The organism is Rhizobium atlanticum (genome assembly GCF_030182485.1).
Classification (GTDB): Bacteria; Pseudomonadota; Alphaproteobacteria; order Rhizobiales; family Rhizobiaceae; genus Rhizobium.
Map to the genome: position 1 here is coordinate 1 of NZ_JAQJCJ010000018.1, position 18595 is coordinate 18595.

Below are 18595 nucleotides of genomic sequence, written 5' to 3' on the forward strand. Positions count from 1 at the left end.
ACCCGCGAAGTCGACGGCGGCCTGCAGACGATCGAGATCAAGCTGCCGGCGGTCATCACCACCGACCTCAGACTGAACGAGCCGCGTTACGCCTCGCTGCCGAACATCATGAAGGCGAAGAAGAAGCCGCTCGACAAGAAGAGCCCTGCCGATTTCGGCGTCGACACGGCGCCGCGGCTGAAGGTGCTGAAGACCGAGGAGCCGTCCGGCCGCAAGGCCGGCGTCAAGGTCAAGTCGGTCGCCGAACTCGTCGACAAGCTGAAGAACGAAGCCGGCGTGCTGTAATCGGGCTGGAACAGGAGCAACTATCATGACCATTCTTCTTCTGGCCGATCATGACGGCAATCACCTTTCCGACCAGACCGCCAAGGCGCTGACGGCCGCAAGCCAGATCGGCCCCGATGTGCATGTGCTGGTTGCCGGCAAGGCTGCCAGGGCTGCGGCCGATCAGGCGGCAAAACTCTCCGGCGTCTCCAAGGTGCTGCTCGCCGAAAGCGACGCGCTTGCCAACAATCTCGCCGAACCGCTGGCCGAGCTGATCGTCTCGCTTGCCGGCTCCTATGACACGATCGTCTCGGCCGCCACCTCGGTCGGCAAGACGGTGCTGCCGCGGGTGGCAGCCCTGCTCGATGTCGCCCAGGTCTCGGAGATCATCGAGGTCGTCTCCGCCGACACCTTCAAGCGGCCGATCTATGCCGGCAACGCAATCCAGACGGTGCAATCAAGCGACGCCAAGAAGGTGATCACCGTGCGCACCGCTTCCTTCGCCTCGGCAGCGGAAGGCGGTTCGGCAACGGTCGAGGCGATCCCGGCCGTCTCCGATCCGGGCCTGTCGCGTTTCGTCTCCGATGCCCTGTCGGCGTCGGAACGTCCGGAACTGACCTCGGCCAAGGTCATCATCTCGGGCGGCCGCGCACTCGGCTCGTCCGAGAAGTTCAAGGAGGTCATCCTGCCGGTTGCCGACAAGCTCGGTGCTGCCGTCGGCGCCAGCCGTGCTGCCGTCGATGCCGGTTATGCCCCGAACGACTGGCAGGTCGGCCAGACCGGCAAGGTGGTGGCGCCCGATCTCTATATCGCCTGCGGCATCTCCGGCGCCATCCAGCATCTGGCCGGCATGAAGGATTCGAAGGTGATCGTCGCCATCAACAAGGACGAGGAGGCGCCGATCTTCCAGGTTGCTGACTATGGCCTCGTCGCCGATCTCTTTGACGCGCTGCCGGAATTGCAAAAGGCGCTCTGAGCGAGGCAAATGCCTTTCTTTCGCACTTGCGAATGACTGGAAAATTGTCTTTTATCGGTCTACTACTTACTGCCGGGCGATCTTTCGTCCGGCAGTATTGCTAATATAATACGGCAACGCGGGGGCGACTGCCGGCGGGGGTTTGGAGATGAATGCGGTGTTGAAGAATATTGGTATTATCGGTGCTGGCCAGATGGGCTGCGGCATCGCGCATGTTTCGGCCGCCGCAGGTTACAGGGTTCACATCTACGATCTCTCGCAGGACCGCATCGAATCCGGCCTCGCCACCATCAACGGCAATCTCGCCCGCCTGGTGACGAACGGCAAGATGACCGACGAGGAACGCAAGGCGACCCTGTCGCGCATATCAGGCTCCGCCGATGTCAACGATCTCGCCCCGTCCGATCTCGTCATCGAGGCGGCCACCGAGGACGAAAGCGTCAAGCGCAAGATTTATAGCCAGGTCTGCCCGGTGATGAAGCCGGAAGCGCTGCTGGCCACGAACACCTCTTCGCTTTCCATCACCCGTCTTGCTGCTGCCACCGACCGCGCCGAGCGCTTCATGGGCATACATTTCATGAACCCGGTGCCAGTGATGAAGCTGGTCGAGCTGGTGCGTGGCATTGCGACCGACGAGAAGACCTTCACCGCCGCCAAGGAATTCGTCGGCTCGCTGGAGAAGACCGTCACCGTCGCCGAGGACTTCCCGGCCTTCATCGTCAACCGCATTCTGTTGCCGATGATCAACGAGGCGATCTATACGCTCTACGAAGGTGTCGGCACCGTCGACGCCATCGACACGGCGATGAAGCTCGGCGCCAACCATCCGATGGGGCCGCTGCAGCTTGCCGATTTCATCGGCCTCGACACGTGCCTCTCGATCATGCAGGTGCTGCACGACGGGCTGGCGGACTCGAAGTATCGCCCCTGCCCGCTGCTGGTGAAATATGTCGAAGCCGGCTGGCTCGGACGCAAATCCGGCCGCGGCTTCTACGATTATCGTGGCGAAGTGCCCGTCCCGACCCGATAAGAGATCATCAGAAAGGGCGAGTGGACCGCACGCCCGCTAAATGCTTTCCTTGCCGGAACGGGAGGAATGCCATGTCGACCGAAACACCCATGTTCCTGCTGCAATGCTGCGTCCTTATCGGACTCGCGGGCGTCTTCCTCATAAGAGGAGATGGGGACTCCTGAGCGCACTCACGATCCGATCGCACCCTTGATCAGCGCCTTTGCATCTTCGCTGTCCCAAGCGGCAGGCCCGTTCATGGCCGAAATCAGGCAGCCCTTGTCGTCGAGCAGCAGCGTCACTGGCAGGCCGAAAGCGAGACCTTCCTTCTTCAGGCTGTTGAAGACGCCGATCGTATTGTCGCGGTAAAGCTGCAGCGCATCGACACCGGTCTCGGCGAGGAAAGTCTTCGGCTTCTCATCATTGCCAGTGTCGATATTGACGGGCACGACCTGGAACTTGTCGCTGCCCATTTCCTTTTCCAGCGCGTTCAGCGCCGGCATCTCCTCGCGACAGGGCACGCACCATGTGGCCCAGAGATTGAGCAGCACGGTCTTGCCGGCAAAATGATCGAGCGTCAGCGATTTACCATCCGGTCCGTTGAAGGAAACCGTCGCCAGTTTGCGCGGCTCGTTGGCGGCAACCATGGCAGCGACCTGCCCCTTCATCAGCGGCGTCAGATCGGCGGCGCGCTCCTTTGCCAGCGGGCATTCGGCCGAAGCGCTGCTGCCGATGCCATTGCCAATGCCCGTCTCCTTCACGTATACCGCTGCCGCACCTGCAACGACACCTGCGACGGCGGCGATTGCGATCAGTTTTCCGGACGGCAGGCCGAAGGGTTTTTTTGTCGTCATTTCATTCTCCAGGACGGGCATCTTATGGCCGAGAACACCACGGACACCAAATCCTCCAACCAGATGTGGGGTGGGCGCTTCGCCTCCGGCCCGGACGCGATCATGGAGGAGATAAATGCCTCGATCGGTTTCGACAAGAAGCTATTCGCGCAGGATATCCGTGGTTCCGTCGCCCATGCGACGATGCTCGCCCATCAGGGGATCATTTCGTCAGACGATAAGGACAAGATCGTTCACGGGCTAAACACGATCCTGTCAGAAATCGAAAGCGGCAACTTCGAATTCTCCCGCCAGCTCGAAGACATCCATATGAATATCGAAGCACGCCTGGCGACGCTGATCGGTCCGGCGGCCGGCCGGCTGCACACCGCCCGCTCGCGCAACGATCAGGTGGCGCTCGACTTCCGTCTCTGGGTGAAGGAAGAGCTTGAGAAGACCGAACGGATGTTGACCGGCCTGATCGCCGCCTTCCTCGACCGTGCCGAGGAACATGCCGAAAGCGTCATGCCGGGCTTCACCCATCTGCAGACCGCCCAGCCCGTCACCTTCGGCCATCACTGCATGGCCTATGTCGAAATGTTCGGCCGTGACCGCTCGCGCGTGCGCCATGCTATCGAGCATCTGGACGAGAGCCCGATCGGCGCTGCCGCCCTTGCCGGCACCGGCTATCCGATCGATCGCCATATGACGGCCAAGGCATTGGGTTTCCGCGAGCCGACCCGCAATTCCATCGATACGGTCTCCGACCGTGACTTCGCCATCGAATTCCTGGCGATCGCCGCGATCACGGGCATGCATCTGTCGCGCCTCGCGGAAGAGATCGTCATCTGGTCGACCCCGCAATTCGGTTTCGTGCGCCTGTCCGACGCCTTCTCGACCGGCTCCTCGATCATGCCGCAGAAGAAGAATCCAGACGCAGCCGAACTGGTGCGCGCCAAGACCGGCCGCATCAACGGCTCGCTGATCGCGCTGCTGACGATCATGAAAGGCCTGCCGCTCGCTTATTCAAAGGATATGCAGGAAGACAAGGAGCAGGTGTTCGACGCCGCCGAGAGCCTGGAACTGGCGATTGCCGCCGTGACCGGCATGGTGCGCGACATGACCGTCAATACCGCGCGCATGAAGGCGGCGGCCGGCTCCGGTTTTTCGACGGCGACCGATCTTGCCGACTGGCTGGTGCGCGAAGGGGGCCTGCCCTTCCGTGATGCCCATCACGTCACCGGCCGCGCCGTGGCGCTCGCCGAAAGCAAGGGCTGCGATCTTGCCGAACTGCCGCTCTCCGACCTGCAGGCGATCCATTCTGCAATCACCGACAAGGTCTACGACGTGTTGACGGTGGAAGCCTCGGTCGCCAGCCGCAAGAGCTTCGGCGGCACGGCCCCGTCCGAAGTCCGCAAGCAGATCGCCTTCTGGCGCGCCCGCAATTGAGGGTACAGGGCAGGCCGAAAGCCGCCTCGCCCTTCTGCCAGCGCTCGAAACCGCCCAACAATCAGGGTGCACAAGGCTGAGAAACTTCGCTATGAAGATCCCGTCGTTCGATGAACGATATCAGCCATAGGCCGCACAAGAGGATATCCATGCAGAAGAGCTTGCCGCACCTCATCCGCCTGACGGCGGTGCTCGCCGTCATCGGCCTTGCCGGTGCCGGATGCGGACGTAAGGGCGATCTCGATCCGCCGAGTGCTGCGGCGACGAAGGAAGGCGACGTTTCCAAGCCGACGAAACAGCCCGGCACCGTTGACAAGCCCTTCCTCCTTGACCCCCTCCTTTAAGGCGCGCACCCCGTGAACCATTTCGATTACCGCGACGGCATCCTTTACGCCGAGAACGTCCCCGTTCCGGAGATCGCCAAGGCGGTCGGCACGCCGTTCTACGTCTATTCAACCGCAACGCTGGAGCGCCACTATCGCGTCTTCTCGGAAGCCTTCGCCGATGTCGACTCCATGGTCTGCTATGCGATGAAGGCGAACTCGAACCAAGCCGTGCTGAAGACCCTGGGACGCCTCGGCGCCGGCATCGACGTCGTTTCGGAAGGCGAACTGCGCCGTGCACTTGCCGCCGGCATTCCGGCGAGCCGCATCATGTTTTCGGGCGTCGGCAAGACGCCGCAGGAGATGGATTTCGCCCTCGAGGCTGGCATCTACTGCTTCAACGTCGAATCCGAGCCTGAGCTGGAGATTCTTAACCAGCGCGCCGTCAACGCCGGCAAGAAGGCGCCGGTCTCCTTCCGCATCAATCCGGATGTCGATGCCAAGACGCATGCGAAGATCTCGACCGGCAAGAAGGAAAACAAGTTCGGCATCTCTTGGGATCGCGCCCGCGCCATCTATGCCCATGCCGCCAAGCTGCCCGGCATCGAAGTCACGGGCATCGACATGCATATCGGCAGCCAGATCACCGAGCTGCAGCCCTTCGACGACGCCTTCAAGCTGCTGCGCGATCTCGTCGCGACATTGCGTGCCGACGGCCACTCCATCCATCACGTCGATATCGGCGGTGGCCTTGGCGTTCCCTATAAGGATGACAACAATCCGCCGCCGCTGCCCGATGCCTATGCGGCGATCGTCAAGAACCAGCTTCGCGGCCTGAACTGCAAGATCGTCACCGAACCCGGTCGCCTGATCGTCGGCAATGCCGGCATTCTCGTGACCGAAGTTCTTTATGTTAAGGACGGCGGCGAGAAGACTTTCGTCATCGTCGACGGTGCGATGAACGACCTCATTCGACCGACGCTCTATGAGGCCTATCACGAGATCCGTCCGGTGACGATATCGGCAGCAAACGCGCCGCGCATCCGCGCCGACGTGGTTGGCCCCGTTTGCGAGACCGGCGATTATCTGGCGCTCGACCGCGAAATGGCGATGCCGAAGCCCGGCGACCTGATGGCCGTCAGCACTGCCGGCGCCTATGGCGCGGTGCAGGCAGGCACCTATAACAGCCGCCTGCTGGTGCCCGAAGTTCTGGTCAGGGGCAGCGATTTTCATGTGATCCGCCCGCGCAGGACCTATGCCGACCTGATCAGCCTCGATTCCGTTCCGGCCTGGCTCGACTAGAGCATGTCGCTCAAAAGTGTGAGGCGATTTTGCGTTAACGACATCCGTAAAGCATAGAGCTAAAGCGCAAGAAGCGAATCTGAAAGATCGCGGCGCGCTTTAGCAGCACCATCACTTTTCGGCGAATAAACGTGAAAAGGCGGTATTCCTGCCCGTTCGCCCTCGCCTTCGCCACAAAGAGTGTTATCCTTTCGTTCATGAGCGTATTGCCCCGCAATCGCCGGAAGCGCCCTCTGTACCAGAACGCCAGATCGCGGAGACCGGACCGATGACAAGCCCCTCAAGGCAGAGGAAGGGTGCATTTGCGCTCCGTCCCTCGCTTGCCCGGCTGGTAACGACGAAACGCCTGCTGGCGCGCACCGTGCTCTTCTTCGAGCAACTGCTGCCGCTGCTGATGCCGGTCCTCTCCATCGTCGCCATTTATCTTTCGGCCTCCTGGTTCGGTATCTTCCGCAACGTGCCGGACTGGCTGCGCATCCTGCTGCTGATCGCCTTTGCCGCGGCGTTCCTCGTCTCGCTTGTTCCCTTCCGCCATCTGCGCTGGCCGAAAACCGCTGAAGCCGATCGCATGCTGGAAGAGCGCAACGGCCTGCCGCACCAGCCGGTTGCCGTCCAGGAAGACGAGCCGGCCTACGACACACCCTTTTCGCGGGCACTTTGGCGTGAGCACCAGGTGCGCATGGCCGAAAAGATCGCAGCACTCGATGCCGGCATGCCGCGGCCTGATATCGCCACATATGACCGCTTCGCCCTGCGCGCCATCCCTGCTCTGCTTGTTGTCACCGCTTTTGGCTATTCGCTGTCGCTCAACGGTGGCTCGGTCAGTGACGCATTGCAGTCAGCGCCCGAACAGGTGGCGGTCGATCCGGCGGTGCGCATCGATGCCTGGGTGACGCCGCCCTCCTATACCGGTCGCGCGCCGGTTTACTTGACTGCCGACGGCAGCGAACAGGCGCCGATCGGCGTTCCGCAGTTCTCCGGCCTCACCGTGCGCGTCAGCGGCGGAAAGACGGCCGAAAAGGTCGTGTTCCGCAAGGCGAACGGCGAGGCGCGGGATATCGCCGTGCAGGCTGACGCAAAGCCACAGCAGGCAAGCGCGCCTGCCGGCGAGCAGCCGACGGCCGGCGCGCCTGCCAATAATGCCCTCATCGCGCAGACGCATGTGATGAAGCTTGGGGAAAACGGCGCGCTCGAAGTCAACGGTCGCCGCTGGAGCTTCGACGTGCTGCCTGACAAGGCGCCTGAAATCGCCTTTGACGGCATGCCGAAGGCAAGCGTCAACGGCGCGCTGGAAGTCGGCTTCACCGTCAAGGACGATTACGGCGTCCAGGAGGCCCATGCGGAGATCGTTCCTCTGGAAAATGATCCGACGGCGACGCCGCTATATCCGCTGCCGGAGTACCGGCTGGATATTCCCCGTCGCAACGCCCGCGACGCCAAGGGCGTGACCAGCCGGAATCTGACCGAACATCCGCTTGCCGGCAAGCCGGTGCGCATTACCCTCGTCGCCAAGGATGCCGCCGGCCAGACCGGCCGCAGCCCGCCCTACGAGATGACGCTGCCGTCGCGACCCTTCAACGAGCCGCTTGCCGCAGCTGTCGCCGAGGAACGGCAGGTTTTCGCGCTCGATACCCGTAAGATGCCGCAGGCGATCGCGCTGAACGAGGCGCTGACCATCCGTCCCGAGGAGACCATCCCCAAGCTTACCAACTACTTGCTGCTGGAATCGGCCTTGGCCCGCATGAAGCTGGCAAGAGGCGAGGAGGCGCTGAAGGATACAGCCCAGTATCTCTGGGAAATCGCGCTCGGCATGGAGGACGGCGATCTTTCGCTTGCCGAGCGCAAGCTGCGTGAAGCCCAGCAGAAGCTTGCAGACGCATTGGACCGCAACGCGCCCGACGAAGAGATCAAGAAGCTGATGGATGAGCTGCGCAAGGCGATGCAGGACTATCTGACGGAGCTTGCCGAACGCATGCAGAATGCCCCGACGATGCAGCCGAACCAGAACGCGCAGAACATCCTGCGCCAGCAGGATCTGGAACGGATGATGGACCAGATCGAGAATCTCGCCCGCTCCGGCAATCGCGACGCGGCACAGCAGATGCTGTCGGAATTGCAGCGCATGATGAACAACCTGCAGGCCGGCCGGCCGCAGCGGGGCCAGCAGGGTCAGGAAAACAGCGAAGCCCGCAAGCAGATCGACAAGCTCGGCGAGATCCTGCGCGATCAGCAGAAGCTGATGGAAGAAACCTTCCGCCTCGATCAGCAGCTCAAGGACCGTATGCAGCGTGGCGAATCCGATATGGGCGAAAACGATCCGCTGCTCGACGATATGATGCCGGGAGAGACTGGCGAACCGCAGGACCAGCAGCAAGGGCAGCAAGACCAGAGCCAGCAAGGTCAGGGCCAGAAACCTTCCGACCAGATGACCGCCGAGCAGCTCAGAGAAGCGCTGAAGCAGTTGCGCGCCCAGCAGGATGCCCTCGGCAAGCAGCTCGGGGAATTGCAGAAGAAACTTGGCGAAATGGGCATGAAGCCCGGCCCGGGCTTCGGCCAGGCCCAACGCGAGATGGACGGCGCCGGCCGCGAGCTCGGCCAGGGCCGCGGCGACACGGCCGTCGAGAACCAGGGCCGTGCGCTGGAAGCCCTTCGCCAGGGCGCTCGCGACATGATGAACCAGATGATGCAGGCGCAGCGGGGCCAGCAGGGACAAGGCCCGAACGGCCAAGTCGGCCAGGGCGATCAGAACGGCCGGGATCCGTTGGGGCGACCGCGCATGACCAACGGCTATATCGACAACGATGGCGTGAAGGTGCCTGACGAAATCGACGTTCAGCGCGCACGCGAAATTCTCGATGCGATCCGCGAGAAGCTCGGCAACAATCCGCCACAGGAAATGGAACGGCGGTATCTCGAACGGCTTCTGGACATCCAGTAAGCCTTATACCGCCGTCAAAGATAGGCGTGCGCTTTAAGCGACAAGTGCCCGGGCGACAGCCTTGCGGATATCGGGAAGCGCAAATGGCTTTGCGACGACGTCGATGATTTTTTCTGCGAGATCGTCGGCGCGCTCGCGCTGCTCGGCATAGCCGGTCATCAGCAGGATCTTCAAAGCGGGGAAGGCGTCCTTCGCCTGATGGGCGAGTTCGATGCCGTCCATCACGGGCATGCGGATGTCCGACAGCAGCAGATCGTAGACCCCGTCCTTCAGCTTCTCCAGCCCCTCGGCGCCGTCGGCCGCTTCATCGGTCTCGTGACCGTCAAGCCGCAAGGCCCGGGCTACGAAAGACCGCAGGGAATCCTCGTCTTCCGTAATCAGAATTCTTGCCATATGTGCATTGCTCCGTCTTCAGCCCCGCGACGGAAATCACCAGACTTTCCTTTTCGATCGGTAAAGATGGCGAAGCGATAGGCGAGATGGTTAACGACCCGTCTTCACGCGGCAATGAAGCGACGCCTGCATTCCCTCAGGCGTCGCCGGTCACTACGCCCACGAAAGGCAGTTCGCGAAATGCATAGGCAACGTCCATGCCGTAGCCGACGACGAAGTAATCGGGACATTCGAAGCCGACATAATCGGCCTCCAGCTTTTCCTTGCGCTTGACCCGCTTGTCGAGCAGCACGGCGATCGTCACGTTGCGCGCGCCACGTTCGAAGAGCAGTTCCTTGGCAAAGAGCAACGTCCGGCCGGACTCGAGAATATCGTCAATCAGGAGGACGTCTCGGCCATGTACGTCGCTGTCGATATCCTTGACGATGCGCACGCCCTGCGAAACGGTGCCGGTGCCGTAACTCGACAGCGTGATGAACTCGACCTCGGGGGCAAGTCCGCTGTCGTGCAGGGCGCGGATCAGGTCGGCGGCGAAGATGAAGGAGCCCTTGAGCACGGCAATGACGAGCAGGTCCTTGGTCGGACCGTTGGCGATCTCCCGCGCCATCGCATGATTGCGCTCCGCGATCTGCTCGGCGGTGAAGAGCGGCTCGATATTTTTTCCGCGCACGACAGGCATAAGGGCTTGCTCCATGAAAAGAAGGGTAAGCCGTTAGCACATATGCGCGCCTGAAACAGCCTCGCCGCTCATGAAATCAACGGGATTGGTGCGTCCTGTGGCGGAAAGCCATCACGAAACCCGTTATTTCTACGGCAGGAAAGAAAGCCGGACCTCCGGCAATTTTCCGCCGGCGTGCTGGACGCGGGCTGAAAAGCCACGGCTTTGGCCGTCGTAGATGACGTCGGCGGGCGGATCGATGACGACGCTTGCCGTCAGTCGTTCGTCGGTCACCAGATCGGCGCGGATCGGATGCACCGTCTGCGTTGTGCCGCTTTCGTTTTCGATGATGCCATTGACGACGAGCACACGCATGCCGTTCGCATCACGCGGCGTCACGGTGACATGGGTGAAATGCAGCGGCGCTCCGGAGGAGGCGCCCGCGGCGGAAAGGCCGGAAAAGCCGCCTGCGAGCCCGAAAACGAGCACGGCGAGCGCCAGTACCAGCACCGCGAAACTGCGCGGCGACGCTCGCTGCAGCCAGGATTCCGCCCTTCGCAGAGCGGAAGCAGCCATCGCCGACAGGAGCGGCGGCCGTGCGACGCGCGCTGCCGCCATGCGCCTGCCGTTGTCGTTATGGATCCTGGTGCTGAAGTCCTTCGGCCGGGTTTTGCCGACCGTCACGAATTCGGCGTCGGAGACATCAGCAGGACGTGTCGAACGATACTGGCGGCCTACGGGTTCGGGCGGCAGGAAATCATAGGCCTGGCCCGGCGTACGGCGGCTGAAGGAGGATGCTTCCATGGTGGCTGCCTCGCAGATGTCCACATGGTTTCGCTGCCGCAAGAAATCTTGGCATTGAAACGAATCCTCCTCAGTCGTAAATTTTAATGGTTAATGCTTCGCAAAGATTGCCATTAAACGGGCGTCTTTTCGGCAAACTTTACCGGCTGTTAACGGTGTTGGTTAACAAGTCACGCGGTGAAACCAAGAACAGACTGAGCTGCCCGTTGATCCACTTCGAGAATGTCGGTTTGCGCTATGGCATGGGCCCGGAAATCCTCCGGGACCTGACCTTCGACATTCCGAAGAAATCCTTTCAGTTCCTGACGGGCCCATCCGGTGCTGGCAAGACTTCGCTGCTGCGGCTGCTCTTCATGTCGCTGCAGCCGACACGTGGCCTGATCCGCATGTTCGGGCGCGACATTTCCGAAATTCCCCGGCCGGAACTGCCGCTGCTGCGCCGGCGCGTCGGCATTGTCTTCCAGGATTTTCGCCTGCTCGACCATCTCACGACCTATGAGAATGTCGCTTTGCCCTTACGCGTGCGCGGCAAGGATGAAAGCTCCTACAAAACCGACGTTCTGGAACTCTTGAAATGGGTCGGGCTCGGCGAACGCATCAACGTGCTGCCGCCGGTCCTCTCCGGCGGGGAAAAGCAGCGCGCCGCCATTGCACGGGCGCTGATGGACCGGCCGGAAGTCCTACTGGCCGACGAGCCCACGGGCAATGTCGACCCGCCGATGGCAAGGCGCCTGCTCAATCTTTTCCTCGAACTCAACCGGCTTGGTACGGCGGTTGTCATCGCCACCCATGATCTGGCGCTGATGGAACAGGTAGAAGCCCGCCGTATGATCCTCTCGGAGGGGCATCTCGATATCTATGACTGAACCCCCGTCCAGGAACCGAGAGAAGGCGCCGGCTCAGCCTGCCGCCCAGCAGAAGCGGCCGGAAATGCGCGTGCGCCCGACCGCGCCGATCCTGCCGCCCTCCAATATCCAGGGCAACGCCCTGATGGTGGTCATATCGATCATGGCCTTTCTTGCCTGTCTGACGCTCGGCGGCGTCAGCATGGTGCGTTCGACGGCGGCAAGCTGGGAGAGCCAGATCTCCCGCGAGATCACCATCCAGATCAAGCCGGACGACAATCTCGATATGGAAAAAGCGCTGACGCAGGCACGCGACCTGGCGCTGACATTCGTCGGCACCAAAAGCGGCCAGATCGTCGACGAGGCAGCCACCGCCCGGCTGCTCGAACCGTGGCTCGGCCCCGGCCTCGATCTCAAGGATCTGCCTGTTCCCCGTCTCGTCGTCATCACCATCGACGAAAACAATCCGCCGGATTTCGATGCAATGCGAGGGCTCCTCAAGGACAGCATTCCGCAGGCGAGCCTCGACGATCACCGCACCTGGGTTGACCGGCTGGTCTCCATGGCGCATACGACGGTGCTGATCGGCACCGGCGTGCTGCTCCTGGTTTTCTCGGCAATGGTGCTCACCGTCGTCTTCGCCACGCGCGGTGCGCTGTCGGGCAACCGCCACATCGTCGAAGTGCTGCATTTCGTCGGTGCCGAGAGCTCCTTCGTCGCCACCGAATTTCAGAAGCATTTTCTGAAGATCAGTTTCAAGGGCTCGGCGATCGGCAGCGCGCTTGCGGCTCTTTTTTTCGCCACCGCCGGCTTCTGGCAGAGCCGCACGCTGGCAACACCGGAGACGGATCAGGCAACGGCGCTGTTCGGCACATTCTCCGTCGGCGTACTCGGTTATGCCGGCATCTTCGCGACGATGATCGTCATCGCGCTCTTGACGACCGTCACGGCGCGGCTGACCGTCATGCGGACGATCTATGAAATCGATACACTGCGTTCGGACCCGACGCGCACCGACGGCATCGCAAGTTGATCGTGCCATGCCGTTTTATCGTGAAAGCGTCTGTTCCGCGCCGCAATCAGCGTATAATCACGATTCATGACCATGGGCGATACGACACGCAATCCGATTCGGCAGGACCCGGAGCTTGATCGTCCGGCGGGCCTGCCGCCGCGGCGCGGTCCGATCCGCCGCCTGCTGCGCTGGGGCGGCTTTGGTTGCGTTCTGGCAATCGCCCTGGTGTTCGGCGGCTTTCTGCGGTTTGCCGATTCCGTGACAACGCTCAAGCCTCCGGCCGAGCCCAAGGCAGACGCGATCGTCGTGCTGACAGGCGGCTACCAGCGTATCGACCAGGCCGTGGAACTGCTGCAGAAGGGGGCGGGCAAACGACTGCTGATCTCGGGCGTCCACCCGACGACGACGCCGGCGCAGATTCGCAAAATGACGCAAGGCTCGGCCGATCTTTTCTCCTGCTGCGTCGATATCGGCCACGATGCGATAGACACGATCGGCAACGCCGAGGAAACTTCCAACTGGATCCACGCCAGGGGATACAGAAGCGTTCTCGTCGTCACCAACAATTATCATATGCCGCGCAGCCTCGCAGAACTCTCCTATGTCGATCCGGACATCGAATTCATCCCTTATCCGGTGGTCAATTCGGATTTGAAGACCCGCAACTGGTTTACCGACCCGAACGCGATGCGGGTCATGCTCGCCGAATATGCAAAGGTGCTGTTAACAGGCGCTCGCAATATCACCGGCTTCGGCCGTCACACCGGACTGCGCTCGGCAAGTTTATCCGGCGCAGACTGAGCTTTTGCATCGGGGCGGCATCAAACGCTTTTTATCACGGGCAATATCGTGTAGGCCGGTCGCATGAGCATGCCTCGGGATAATTTCATGATCGCCCTGCGTTCCGTCGTCTTCAACACGATCTTCTACGCCAATCTCATCATCCGGATGATCGTGCTCTCGCCCTATTATTTCGTGGTGCCGCGGCTGACCGCCTATGCGATCCCAAAGAATTGGGCGCGCTCCAACCATTGGCTGATGCGCATGATCGTCGGCACGACCTTCGAGATCGAGGGGCTGGAGAACCTGCCTGAGGGCAGTTTTATCCTGGCGCCGAAGCACCAGTCCTTCTGGGACACTTATGCGCTGCTGCCCGACCTCAAGGATCCGGTCTACATCCTGAAACGCGAGCTGATGTGGATTCCGCTCTTTGGCTGGTATGCGAAGAAGCAGCGCATGATCCCTGTCGACCGCGGCGCCCGCGGCAAGGTGATGGTAGAAGTGCTGAAACGCACCAGGGAAGAGCTTTCGACCGGCCGCCAGCTGATCATCTATCCGGAGGGCACCCGCCGCCCCCCGGGTGCCGAGCCGGTCTATAAATACGGCATCGCCCGCATGTACCGCGATCTTGGCATTCCCGTCGTGCCGGTTGCGATGCATCCAGGCCTCTTCTGGCCGCGGCGGAGCGTCCGCCGTTATCCCGGTCATTTCAAGGTCAGGATCCTGCCGCCGATCATGCCGGGAATGGATCCCGATGCTTTCTTCGCTCATCTGATCGAGGTCACGGAACGGGCAAGCGACGAGCTCCTCATCGACACCGTCGACCGTAATCCGCATCTGCCGTTGCCGCCGACAGCGGTCGCTCGGCTGACCGAGCTGCGCAAAGTGAGGGCGGCGACGGCCTGATCAGCCGGCCCGCAGCCGCTCCACCTCGTTGCCGACCTGCTCCAGCCACGGGTCGCGAATGCCCATCTGTCTCAGGTGCGCAAGCGTGTTGAAGACGTAGGCGTCGTTCGGGCCTGACTGCCCCTTGGCCTCGTTCACCACCCGCGCGGCCGCAAGCGCATCGAGCGTACCGGCATATTGCTCGTGGTCGCGATCAGCGATGTAGGTAACCGCTTCCGTTCGGCGACCGCCGGCAAACTGCAGCCGAACCCGGCGCTCCAGATAGACATTGGTGACGAGTTCGCGGGCGCGGAGATAATCGATCACCTCGTCCCATTTGTGCGCCGAAATACGAAACGCCATGCCGCGGCAGGCGCCACCCCTGTCGAGGCCGAGGACCAGGCCGGGATTTTCCCGCGTGCCGCGATGGACGAAGGATCGGACGCACAGCGAACGCCGGTAGCCATGCACCAGAGCTTCTGCCCGCTCCAGGAACTCGAAGCCCGGATTCCACATCAGCGAGCCGTAGCCAAACACCCAAAATTCGTCCATATCGCACGCCAGACCGGAATCACATTGCGATTCACCATTGGAGAACATCATGGCAGCGTCAAGCCGATCCGGCAGCAGCCAAACCGGCAACAGCAAGAAATTTTGGTTGCTGGGCGGAGGCATCCTCCTGGTGATCGCGCTTTATACCGGCGGCTGGTTCTATGCCGCATCGGCCTTGAAAACGACGGTGCTGAAAGCAATCGCGCCGCGCGATCAGGCAGGCGTCACCGGCGAATGCTCCGATATCGAATTCCGCGGCTATCCTTTCCGCATCGGTCTGTTCTGCTCCAAGGTCGATGTCGACGACAATGTCAACGGCGTCTCCGCCACCTTCGGCGCATTGCGCTCCGCCGCACAGGTCTATGCGCCGAGCCATATCGTCTGGGAGCTCGATTCACCGGCCGAAATCCGCACCACAAACGGCCTTTCGGTCTCGGCCCAATGGGCGAATCTGCAGGCGAGCCTGACGACCAGGCTGCAGGGCATCGATCGCAGCTCGACTGTCATCGAGGGCCTGAAGGCGACGGCGGTCTCCTCCTATTCCGGCCAGACCATCAGCTTCGACGCGGCTCGCACCGAAATTCACCTGCGCCAGAACGGCGCCAATCTCGACGGCGCGATCTCCTTGCAGGATGCGAACACCGCGATCAAGGACTGGCCGCAGCTCTTCCCGAAACTCTCTGCCAGCATCGATCTCACGATTGCCGGCAAGGCCGGCCTGATCGACGGCAGCGACCCGAACGGCCTCAATGGTTCTGCCGGCGAACTGCGTCGCATCGTTGCCGACATCGGCGACGGCAAGGTGATGACGCTCACCGGCCCGTTTTCCTTCGACGAGCAAGGCTTTCTCTCCGGGAAGTTCAAGCTGGAAATTGAACGGCTCGGCCCCTGGGGCGACAGCCTGAAACAGGCTTTCCCGGATCTTGCTCCGACCGTCAACACGGCGACGAAGATGCTGAAGGCGCTGGCCGGCGGTAGAGACAAGGTCTCAGTCGATCTCGTCGTCGATCGCGGCAATGCCACCGTCAGCGGCTTCATTCCGCTCGGTCAGATCCCACCGATCTAAGGCTTTTCCGGGGCTAGAGTGCTGGAAAGGCCGTAATCAATCCGCTTGATGAAAAAAACCTCAGGCACCGATTGCAGACCAGGCAGCTCGATCGCACCGGTTTCTGTAAATCCGTTACGGCGATGCCAGTCCTGCGGCCGGCTCTCATCGCATTCGCTCGACGTCATCAGCAGCCGAGCGCCCTCGCCGCGCATGGCTCTTTCCCAGGCGAGAAACAGCGCGGTGCCGACGCCCGACCGGCGATGGCCGGGCAGAACGCGGATCACCTCCATATAGGGAACCCTGCCCCAGAAGCGGGAGAAGCGCAGGAAGCCGACGATCTCGCCGGCCTCCCTGGCAATGAGATATTCGCCAAGCGCGACGCATCGCGATACCCACACCTTGCCTGCAGTGGCATCCTCGCGAGCCAGCCAGTCGATATCCGCCTGACTTGCGCTCGCCACCTCCACCATCGCGAGAGTCTACTTCTTATCCAGCGCGTGGGGGCGGCCGAAATCGGGGGCGTCGACATCCTGGCCGGCCTGGATGATCGAGCGGCGAATGGCGCGCGTGCGGGTGAAGAGTTCGAAAATCTTGTCGCCTTCACCCCAGCGGATCGCGCGCTGCAGATAGGCGAGATCTTCTGAGAAGCGCGCCAGCATTTCGAGGATCGCATCGCGATTGTGCAGGCAGACGTCGCGCCACATCGTCGGGTCGGAAGCGGCAAGGCGGGTGAAATCGCGAAAGCCGGAGGCCGAATATTTGATGACCTCGGACTCCGTCACCGTCTCCAGATCGTCGGCGGTGCCGACGATGTTGTAGGCGATGATATGCGGCAGGTGCGAAACGATCGCGAGCACCTTGTCGTGATGCTCCGCATCCATCTCGTCGACTTTCGATCCAAGCCCTTCCCAGAAGCCGCGCAGCCGCTTCAGCGCCGTCTCGTCGGTGCCGGCAACCGGCGTGAAGATGCACCAGCGGCCTTCGAAGAGGCCGGGGAAACCGGCATCCGGGCCGGATTTTTCCGTGCCGGCCAGCGGATGGCCGGGGATGAAATGCACATTGTCGGGCATATGCGGCTGCATCTGCGCGATGACGGATGCTTTGGTGGAACCGACATCGGTGACGATAGCGCCGGGCTTGAGATTGCCGGCGATTTCCTTCGCCACGCTTTCCGAAGCGCCGACCGGAACCGAAACGATGATGAGGTCGGCATCTCGAACAGCATCAGCCGAAGAGGTCGTATAGCGGTCGCCGAGACCGAGCTCTTCGGCGCGCTTCAACGTCTCGGCGCTGCGTGTCGCAACGACGATCTCCTTGGTAAGCCCGAGCCGCCTGATGTCGTGGGCGAGCGAAGAGCCAATCAGGCCGATGCCGATCAGCGCGATGCGATCGAACAGCACGCTCATGCCTGCCGTCCCATGAACTCACGCAGCGTGGCAATGACGCCGCGATTGGCCTCTTCCGGACCGATGCTCATGCGCAGCGCATTGGAAAAGCCGTAGCTGCGCACGGCGCGGAGAATATAACCGCGGCTCGTCAAAAGCTCGTCGGCATCGGCCGCGCGCTTTCCATCGATATCGGGGAAGTGGATAAGGACGAAATTGGCGACGGACGGCGTCACTTTCAGCCCGATCGCTTCGAGAGCCTCCGTGAGCGTCTCCACCCACATCTGGTTGAAAGACACGGCCTGCTGGACGAAGGCCTGGTCGCGGATGGCCGCGGCACCGGCGGCGATCGCGGCCGCATTCAGGTTGAACGGAGCGCGTACACGGTTCACAGCGTCGACGATCTCCACTGGCGCATACATCCAGCCCACGCGCAGAGCCGCAAGACCGTAGGCTTTCGAAAAGGTGCGGGTCATCACTACGTTGGAACTGGACGATACGACCTCGATGCCGGCTTCATAATCGTTGCGGCGTACATATTCGGCATACGCCGCATCGAGCACGAGGACGACATGCTTGGGCAGGCCGGCCTGCAGGCGGCGAATCTCGCTGACGGGAACGTATGTACCGGTGGGATTGCCGGGATTGGCGATGAAGACGATCTTCGTCCTTTCCGTCACCGCCGCCAGGATCGCGTCGACGTCGACGGTATAGTCCTTCTCCTTGACGATGACGGGCATGGCGCCCGTGCCCATGATCTGGATCTTGTAGACAAGAAAGCCGTGCTCGGTGATGATGCCTTCGTCACCGGCGCCCAGATAGACATGGCACAACAGGCCGAGCAGCTCGTCGGAACCATTGCCGCAGAGGATGTTTGCCGGATTGAGGCCATGTACAGCGGCGATCGCCTCGCGCAGTTCGACCGCCTGCCCGTCGGGATAACGTCCCAGATTGTCGGCAGCTGCCTTGACGGCCTCTATCGCCTTCGGGCTGGCGCCGAGCGGCGTCTCGTTGGAGGAGAGCTTGTAAACGCGGGCGACACCCGGCGCATGTTCCTTGCCCGGCACATAAGATGCGATATCGAGAATACCGGGACGCGGAACGGGCTTGCTCATCTCAACGCTCATGGGTCGACC

The 18595-nt window shown here is 61.8% G+C and carries 20 protein-coding genes; 12 read left to right on the top strand and 8 right to left on the bottom strand.

The genetic code is table 11. From position 1 onward, the window contains the following. The 3 genes from PH551_RS23740 to PH551_RS23750 form a co-directional block, all read left to right on the top strand. Positions 1–285: electron transfer flavoprotein subunit beta/FixA family protein (locus PH551_RS23740; protein ID WP_483315443.1), on the top strand; the 285-nt coding region annotated here is incomplete at its 5' end. Positions 286–310: 25 nt separating this feature from the next. Further along, positions 311–1240, top strand: coding sequence for an electron transfer flavoprotein subunit alpha/FixB family protein (locus tag PH551_RS23745; RefSeq protein WP_285195282.1), 930 nt, complete (start codon positions 311–313; stop codon positions 1238–1240). Positions 1241–1388: 148 nt separating this feature from the next. Continuing rightward, positions 1389–2270 carry a 3-hydroxybutyryl-CoA dehydrogenase gene (locus PH551_RS23750; RefSeq protein WP_064805274.1) on the top strand — a complete coding sequence of 294 codons (882 nt, stop codon included), beginning with the start codon at positions 1389–1391 and terminating at the stop codon, positions 2268–2270. Between the two features lie 170 nt (positions 2271–2440). Here PH551_RS23750 and tlpA read toward each other — a convergent pair whose 3' ends face one another. Further along, on the bottom strand, positions 2441–3103 hold the full coding sequence (gene tlpA / locus PH551_RS23755) for a thiol:disulfide interchange protein TlpA (protein WP_285195283.1): 663 nt from the start codon (positions 3101–3103) through the stop codon (positions 2441–2443). A gap of 24 nt (positions 3104–3127) precedes the next feature. Between tlpA and argH the strand changes: the two genes are divergently transcribed. From argH to PH551_RS23775, 4 genes are all read left to right on the top strand, one after another. After that, positions 3128–4531, top strand: coding sequence for an argininosuccinate lyase (gene argH, locus PH551_RS23760; protein WP_285195284.1), 1404 nt, complete (start codon positions 3128–3130; stop codon positions 4529–4531). A gap of 149 nt (positions 4532–4680) precedes the next feature. Next, positions 4681–4875 (top strand): hypothetical protein, encoded by a 195-nt coding sequence (locus PH551_RS23765; protein WP_285195285.1) that lies wholly within the window; start codon positions 4681–4683, stop codon positions 4873–4875. A 12-nt stretch (positions 4876–4887) separates the two neighbouring features. Then, positions 4888–6156, top strand: a complete 1269-nt coding sequence (gene lysA, locus PH551_RS23770; RefSeq protein ID WP_285195286.1) for a diaminopimelate decarboxylase — start codon at positions 4888–4890, stop codon at positions 6154–6156. A gap of 268 nt (positions 6157–6424) precedes the next feature. Next, a complete protein-coding gene (locus tag PH551_RS23775; RefSeq protein WP_285195287.1) occupies positions 6425–9094 on the top strand; it encodes a TIGR02302 family protein in 2670 nt (889 codons plus the stop codon). 33 nt (positions 9095–9127) lie between these two features. Here PH551_RS23775 and PH551_RS23780 read toward each other — a convergent pair whose 3' ends face one another. From PH551_RS23780 to PH551_RS23790, 3 genes are all read right to left on the bottom strand, one after another. Further along, a complete protein-coding gene (locus PH551_RS23780; protein ID WP_010028815.1) occupies positions 9128–9487 on the bottom strand; it encodes a response regulator in 360 nt (119 codons plus the stop codon). Positions 9488–9623: 136 nt separating this feature from the next. Beyond that, positions 9624–10166 (bottom strand): hypoxanthine phosphoribosyltransferase, encoded by a 543-nt coding sequence (gene hpt / locus PH551_RS23785; RefSeq protein ID WP_285195288.1) that lies wholly within the window; start codon positions 10164–10166, stop codon positions 9624–9626. 129 nt (positions 10167–10295) lie between these two features. After that, positions 10296–10949, bottom strand: coding sequence for a hypothetical protein (locus tag PH551_RS23790; protein WP_285195289.1), 654 nt, complete (start codon positions 10947–10949; stop codon positions 10296–10298). 206 nt (positions 10950–11155) lie between these two features. Here PH551_RS23790 and ftsE point away from each other — a divergent pair, with 206 nt between their 5' ends. The 4 genes from ftsE to PH551_RS23810 all read left to right on the top strand — a co-directional run bounded on the left by ftsE (position 11156) and on the right by PH551_RS23810 (position 14495). Then, positions 11156–11815, top strand: coding sequence for a cell division ATP-binding protein FtsE (ftsE, locus tag PH551_RS23795; protein WP_097580683.1), 660 nt, complete (start codon positions 11156–11158; stop codon positions 11813–11815). Beyond that, entirely contained in the window at positions 11808–12827 is a 1020-nt protein-coding gene (locus PH551_RS23800; protein ID WP_285195290.1) for a cell division protein FtsX, read from the top strand. The genes ftsE and PH551_RS23800 overlap by 8 nt, the downstream gene beginning before the upstream one ends. Positions 12828–12893: 66 nt before the next feature. Beyond that, positions 12894–13610, top strand: coding sequence for a YdcF family protein (locus tag PH551_RS23805; protein WP_285195291.1), 717 nt, complete (start codon positions 12894–12896; stop codon positions 13608–13610). An 87-nt stretch (positions 13611–13697) separates the two neighbouring features. Then, a complete protein-coding gene (locus PH551_RS23810) occupies positions 13698–14495 on the top strand; it encodes a lysophospholipid acyltransferase family protein (protein ID WP_285195292.1) in 798 nt (265 codons plus the stop codon). Here PH551_RS23810 and PH551_RS23815 read toward each other — a convergent pair whose 3' ends face one another. Next, positions 14496–15026: a gamma-glutamylcyclotransferase gene (locus PH551_RS23815; RefSeq protein ID WP_285195293.1), complete on the bottom strand. Its 531-nt coding sequence runs from the start codon at positions 15024–15026 to the stop codon at positions 14496–14498. Between the two features lie 49 nt (positions 15027–15075). Between PH551_RS23815 and PH551_RS23820 the strand changes: the two genes are divergently transcribed. Further along, positions 15076–16092: a DUF2125 domain-containing protein gene (locus tag PH551_RS23820; RefSeq protein WP_285195294.1), complete on the top strand. Its 1017-nt coding sequence runs from the start codon at positions 15076–15078 to the stop codon at positions 16090–16092. On the opposite strand, the gene PH551_RS23825 is transcribed toward PH551_RS23820, so the two are convergent. Genes PH551_RS23825 through hisC form a run of 3 tightly spaced genes read right to left on the bottom strand, consistent with a single transcriptional unit; the run spans position 16089 to position 18574 of the window. Beyond that, positions 16089–16544 carry a GNAT family N-acetyltransferase gene (locus PH551_RS23825; RefSeq protein ID WP_285195295.1) on the bottom strand — a complete coding sequence of 152 codons (456 nt, stop codon included), beginning with the start codon at positions 16542–16544 and terminating at the stop codon, positions 16089–16091. The two genes, PH551_RS23820 and PH551_RS23825, sit on opposite strands and share 4 nt — an antisense overlap. A 9-nt stretch (positions 16545–16553) precedes the next feature. Continuing rightward, on the bottom strand, positions 16554–17480 hold the full coding sequence (locus PH551_RS23830) for a prephenate/arogenate dehydrogenase family protein (protein ID WP_285195296.1): 927 nt from the start codon (positions 17478–17480) through the stop codon (positions 16554–16556). Beyond that, on the bottom strand, positions 17477–18574 hold the full coding sequence (hisC, locus tag PH551_RS23835) for a histidinol-phosphate transaminase (protein WP_176536408.1): 1098 nt from the start codon (positions 18572–18574) through the stop codon (positions 17477–17479). Before hisC ends, PH551_RS23830 begins: the two co-directional genes overlap by 4 nt. Positions 18575–18595 lie beyond the last annotated feature (21 nt).

Bases quoted from the DNA above. Each gene is read 5' to 3' on its own strand.
- PH551_RS23745 (WP_285195282.1), top strand. From the start codon at position 311: ATGACCATTCTTCTTCTGGCCGATCATGACGGCAATCACCTTTCCGAC.
- PH551_RS23750 (WP_064805274.1), top strand. From the start codon at position 1,389: ATGAATGCGGTGTTGAAGAATATTGGTATTATCGGTGCTGGCCAGATG.
- tlpA (WP_285195283.1), bottom strand. From the start codon at position 3,103: ATGACGACAAAAAAACCCTTCGGCCTGCCGTCCGGAAAACTGATCGCA.
- argH (WP_285195284.1), top strand. From the start codon at position 3,128: ATGGCCGAGAACACCACGGACACCAAATCCTCCAACCAGATGTGGGGT.
- PH551_RS23765 (WP_285195285.1), top strand. From the start codon at position 4,681: ATGCAGAAGAGCTTGCCGCACCTCATCCGCCTGACGGCGGTGCTCGCC.
- PH551_RS23775 (WP_285195287.1), top strand. From the start codon at position 6,425: ATGACAAGCCCCTCAAGGCAGAGGAAGGGTGCATTTGCGCTCCGTCCC.
- PH551_RS23780 (WP_010028815.1), bottom strand. From the start codon at position 9,487: ATGGCAAGAATTCTGATTACGGAAGACGAGGATTCCCTGCGGTCTTTC.
- hpt (WP_285195288.1), bottom strand. From the start codon at position 10,166: ATGCCTGTCGTGCGCGGAAAAAATATCGAGCCGCTCTTCACCGCCGAG.
- PH551_RS23790 (WP_285195289.1), bottom strand. From the start codon at position 10,949: ATGGAAGCATCCTCCTTCAGCCGCCGTACGCCGGGCCAGGCCTATGAT.
- PH551_RS23800 (WP_285195290.1), top strand. From the start codon at position 11,808: ATGACTGAACCCCCGTCCAGGAACCGAGAGAAGGCGCCGGCTCAGCCT.
- PH551_RS23805 (WP_285195291.1), top strand. From the start codon at position 12,894: ATGACCATGGGCGATACGACACGCAATCCGATTCGGCAGGACCCGGAG.
- PH551_RS23810 (WP_285195292.1), top strand. From the start codon at position 13,698: ATGATCGCCCTGCGTTCCGTCGTCTTCAACACGATCTTCTACGCCAAT.
- PH551_RS23815 (WP_285195293.1), bottom strand. From the start codon at position 15,026: ATGGACGAATTTTGGGTGTTTGGCTACGGCTCGCTGATGTGGAATCCG.
- PH551_RS23820 (WP_285195294.1), top strand. From the start codon at position 15,076: ATGGCAGCGTCAAGCCGATCCGGCAGCAGCCAAACCGGCAACAGCAAG.
- PH551_RS23825 (WP_285195295.1), bottom strand. From the start codon at position 16,544: ATGGTGGAGGTGGCGAGCGCAAGTCAGGCGGATATCGACTGGCTGGCT.
- PH551_RS23830 (WP_285195296.1), bottom strand. From the start codon at position 17,480: ATGAGCGTGCTGTTCGATCGCATCGCGCTGATCGGCATCGGCCTGATT.
- hisC (WP_176536408.1), bottom strand. From the start codon at position 18,574: ATGAGCAAGCCCGTTCCGCGTCCCGGTATTCTCGATATCGCATCTTAT.